3 protein-coding genes are annotated in these 3,930 nt (G+C 58.1%); 2 read left to right on the forward strand and 1 reads right to left on the reverse strand.

What is annotated here, in order from left to right; translation table 11 throughout:
- Positions 1 to 2,106: VIT domain-containing protein (locus H5U08_RS12265; protein WP_297033425.1), on the reverse strand; the 2,106-nt coding region annotated here is incomplete at its 3' end.
- A gap of 363 nt (positions 2,107 to 2,469) precedes the next feature.
- Here H5U08_RS12265 and H5U08_RS12270 point away from each other — a divergent pair.
- Both H5U08_RS12270 and H5U08_RS12275 read left to right on the forward strand, forming a co-directional pair.
- The gene (locus H5U08_RS12270; protein ID WP_297033428.1) at positions 2,470 to 2,925 is read left to right on the forward strand and encodes a hypothetical protein; all 456 of its coding nucleotides are present in this window, start codon (positions 2,470 to 2,472) and stop codon (positions 2,923 to 2,925) included.
- A 231-nt stretch (positions 2,926 to 3,156) separates the two neighbouring features.
- Positions 3,157 to 3,882: a hypothetical protein gene (locus H5U08_RS12275; protein WP_297033431.1), complete on the forward strand. Its 726-nt coding sequence runs from the start codon at positions 3,157 to 3,159 to the stop codon at positions 3,880 to 3,882.
- The last annotated feature ends 48 nt before the right edge of the window (positions 3,883 to 3,930 follow it).

The following is a 3,930-nucleotide window of genomic DNA, read 5'->3' on the forward strand; positions in this document are numbered from 1 at the left end:
GTCGCGGAGCGGGGCCGGTGCCCCGGCCGCCAGGCCGGGCTGGCCTGGTGCTCCGGCAGCGCCGTAGCCACCGAACGAGCGAAGCTCTCGCGTCACGGCTTCCGGACTGATGGTCAGGGCCGATTGCACGCGTCCTTTAAAAGCCCGCTGGGCAAATCCTGCAATTCCCTCCGTAGCCTGGAGCGCATCCAGTCGGGTACTGGCCTGACGCCGGGCCTCGGTGAGTTCGTGGAGAGGCACGTTCTCATCAGCGAAGAAGGACGTATAGGGTGTGAGGATCCCGTGTTTCAAGGCGAGCTGGGTCAGTTCATCAATGAGTTCCTGATTCTTCCCGTGTAAATCAATCTCGTCCAGAATATCTCCAACCCGTCGCACCGCCCACAATTTTTCCACAAAGGCTTTCGATTCGTCACCTGCACGAGAGGTAAATTCCACGGGAAATTTGAAGGTCTTGGTCTGGTTGCCCATTTTCCCTCGCAGGACGAGTTGAGCTGTACCGGATCGCCGATATCGGCCGACCAGAGCGAGCTGTTCTCCCGCGAAGAGATCGAACGGCGGCTGCGGACTCAGCCGATAGACAGGCGGAACGCTTTCCGTGTCATCAAACACGAATTCCACTTCTACGTCAGTGAGGACCGGTGCTTCGATGCGACGGTAAAACCGGCTGATGCGGTCCTCGAGGTTTTCATCCGGGCGGACATATTCGGTGTAACCGCGGCTGAATCTCGCCAGCTTGTCCAGCAGCCGGCTATTCACGTCATAGCCCACGCCGAAACAGAAGATTCGGGCGCGAACGGTGTTGGCCTTGCGGGCATTTTCCACGATCTGCATCTCACTGGTGACGCCCGTGGTGGGCAGGCCGTCGGTCATGAAGACGACGTAGTTGGGGCGACTTTCATCTTGAAGTTGGGCGAGAGCAGTTCTTAAAGCGGCGTCGATGTTGGTGCTTCCTCCCGCCACCAGTCCTTCTACAAAAGCCAGGGCCTGCTGGCGGGTTTTGTCGTTGTAGCGCTGAAGTTCCGGGCGAAATGTTTCCACGTCGCTATCGTAGGCGATGATGTTGAAAAGGTCGCCTTCGCGGAGATTGTTGATGACGAATCGCATCGCTTCGCGGAGTTGTTCGATTTTCTTGCCGCTCATGCTGCCGGAGCGGTCCAGGACAAAAACGACCGTTTTGGGTAACGGCTTGCTGTGGCCCTCGGCAATCTGCGGGGTGGCCAGAACCAGGAAAAACCCATCCTTCTCATCGAGAGACCTGTAACTAATGAGTTTGGCTGCGACGGGACCGGGAGCCACATCGTACATGAGGCGGAAGTCGCTCATCGGCACAATATCCCGTGCCGAGTAGGTGACCGTTATGGTGCTTTCGTCGAGACGTTTGACCTCGACTTCGTGGGTGGGTGAGTAAACATTCTTGATGGGCTCATCTTCCCGAAGGTTGAGACGAATACTGAGCCGATCGAGCGGTTTCGACGTGTACTTGGCTGTGCTCAGTGGGAAGAGAAAATCCACCATCCCGTCCGACTGCCGGCACAACTGCGTGTAGCGCAACGACACGGTTCGCTTTTGGCCGGGGGGAATGGGAAAGACGCTCGTTTTGAACATGCCGGTTCCGATCCATTCCAGAAGCGCGGGATCACGGTTTCGGCGGACGATCTCCTCATACTGCCTCCGGGCTTCGTCCGCTTTGAGGAGTCGCGCGGGAATCTCCTTGCCGTCCACCAGCAGGGTCATGCGGTCGATGGCTCCGTCGTAAGGGAGAGGAAACACGAACGAAGCCTCAAGGGTGCGGCTCCCGGTGTTGACGAAAGTTTGAGAAACTTCCACCTGGGCCACACGATGGCTGATGCGACCATTCACTTCCAATGAGTCGACCGCATAACTAACAGCGGGAGGCGGAGGAACAGGACGAGGCGGAGGAACAGGAGGATGAGGCGGGATTGGTGGCCAGATGATGATCGGCGGCCGGGGCAGCCGGAAGCCGTCGGTTTCAACGACAAGGATTCCCTGGGCCCGGGCGACAGTGGGCGCGACAAGGCCTAGAATCGCGGCGACCAGCATAAGGATGCTGCGTCGGACGTATGGAAATTGAGAGTAGATCGCCATTGTTCGAACCTCCTGCTACGATGACCCCACAACCCTGGCGACTCCGAGCTTAACACAGCATATCTGCCCCTTCAATCAGGCCGCTCTTCGGAGAAGCAAACACCACGTTGGCTGGCGGTTTCATTAGGTCCGACGTTTTTCCCCGGGAAAAAGTTCCGCGTTGGGATCATATTTCGGTTGAAACGCGGGAGTCCCGCTGCCCTGTCTTTATGGTTGACTCGCCTGTCAGGGGAACGTATTCTTTTGACAGGACAGCTCGGGCTGGCAACCTGCCCGAGGGGCCCACGGGGGAGGAAACCCTGCTCGTCTTGCTGGAGGAAATGCGGTTCTGGCCACGTCTTACTTGCACGAAAGGGAGACGCTATGGAAACGGCCAAACAGGTCTCTGTGAAGCTCGTCAATAAGCCCGGTCGGCTCGCCCAACTCCTGGACGCTTTGGCCAAGGCGAAAGTGCGGTGCAGGGCACTCGTGGTGATGGACTCTGGGGATCGGGGCACAGTGCGCTTTGTACCGACGGAGAGTGAGCGGGCCATCAAGGTGGTGGAACAACTGAATCTCCCTTATGAGGTAGCCGACGTCCTGCTCGTAGATGTCCCCAAACAACCGGGCGGATTTCGCAAGATCTGCGAGCGGCTCGCTGAACATCATCTCAATATCGATTATGCTTATCACTCATTCGGTACGGAGTTAGGGGCCAAAGGCGGGGGCGTCGCGGTTGTCAAAGTCAACGATCTCAGCAAGGCCCAGCGAGTGCTGTCCAACAACGAGTCGGCGGGCAAACAACGGGTGTCGGTAAGGCGTCCGGTTTACGCCCGGTGATCTCACCCGTTGGTGTTTCTCGCCATCTGAACCAGAAGGAAGGTGGCAGTCAAAGCCGCTAGTCACGGCTGCGGAGGCCGGTTCGGCTGCGCCGTCAGTCTGCGCACTGCAAAGCGGGAAATTTGCCCTTGCATGAACAGCTTTCCCGTGCGACACTTACCCACCCCGATGGAGCGGGGTGCTGCATTCGTTCCGGCCGAATGTCGTCCTCAGGGAAGGAATCCTGTACGGGTGAGTTACCTCAGGGTAACAACAACTGCAATTCTCGTTGGACTCCTGCTGACAGGGGGGTGTTTCCGACCGTTTTTCCTGACACCCAGCCCGGTCCTGAACGTTTACTATCCGAATCCCATTTTCGTGACGGCCAAGGATCCCCAGGTCCTCTGGGAAACGCTGGTGGATGTCGTTGACGACTATTTCGAGATTGAACGCGAAGAGCCCATCCGCCAGTTTGACACCGTTCTCACCTCTGGGCGAATCGATACCTTCCCCAAAATAGGGGCAACCATTCTGGAACCGTGGCATAAAGATTCGGTCGATCGGTACTCGCGGTGGGAGGCCACCCTCCAGAGTATCCGGCGGCGGGCGGAAATTCGGGTGGATCCACGCGACGGTGGGTACTGGATCACCGTGCTGGTTTTCAAGGAACTGGAGGATGTGGGCCAGCCCCTTGCCGCCACGACTTCCTCGGCAACGTTTCGTAATGATAGTTCTCTCACACGGGTGGTCTCACCCATCGGAGAACAGCAAACCCACGCGGGCTGGATTCCCATGGGGCGGGATACCGCGCTCGAACAGCGCATCATTGAAATGATTGGGGCTCGATTCGGTCTGCTTCCTGTTCCCGCCGCATCGACGCCGCCGCTGGAGGCTATCAACAGCCCGACGCATGGCGGTCAAGTCATTCAGCAGAATCCCCTCCCGCCGCTGGAGCCGGTTCCCGGAAGAAGCCCCTAATTCGGGGTAATTTATAGTCCCCCTGGCATCTGCTGTGGTCAATGGTCA

The sequence above is a fragment of the Thermogutta sp. genome (assembly GCF_014359955.1).
GTDB lineage: Bacteria > Planctomycetota > Planctomycetia > Pirellulales > Thermoguttaceae > Thermogutta.